Annotated in this window: 1 protein-coding gene; it reads right to left on the bottom strand. The window is 69.6% G+C overall.

Features of this window, described 5'->3' with window-relative positions; genetic code table 11:
• The coding region (locus C5P05_RS00520; RefSeq protein ID WP_269813874.1) for a beta-ketoacyl synthase N-terminal-like domain-containing protein at nt 1–389 on the bottom strand (389 nt) is incomplete at its 3' end.
• Nucleotides 390–401 lie beyond the last annotated feature (12 nt).

Genomic DNA, 401 nt, shown 5'->3' with positions numbered 1-401 from the left:
TCGCGCGAGCCCGGCAGCACGTGCGGCGCGGCGCTCATGTTTTCCTGCCCGCCGGCGACGATGATCTCGGCGTCGCCGCAGCGGATGGCCTGGGCCGCCAGCATCACAGCCTTCAGGCCCGAGCCGCAGACCTTGTTGATGGTCAGACCGGGTACACCTTGCGGCAGACCCGCCTTGATGACCGTCTGGCGCGCCGGATTCTGGCCGGCGCCGGCGGTGAGCACCTGGCCCATGATGACTTCGCTGACCGCGTCGCCGGACACACCGGCCTGGGCCAGCAGGCCGCGCACGACATGGGCGCCCAACTCGGGCGCGGCGGTCTTGGCCAGGCTGCCACCAAACTTGCCGACGGCAGTGCGGGCCGCGGCGACGATGACGATATCGGACATAAAAACTCCTTC

Origin of the sequence: Rhodoferax ferrireducens, assembly GCF_003347515.1 — a bacterium.
Classification (GTDB): domain Bacteria; phylum Pseudomonadota; class Gammaproteobacteria; order Burkholderiales; family Burkholderiaceae_C; genus Rhodoferax.
The sequence above is the reverse complement of the archived record's forward strand: the minus strand, read 5'-3'. Positions and strand labels throughout refer to the sequence as shown.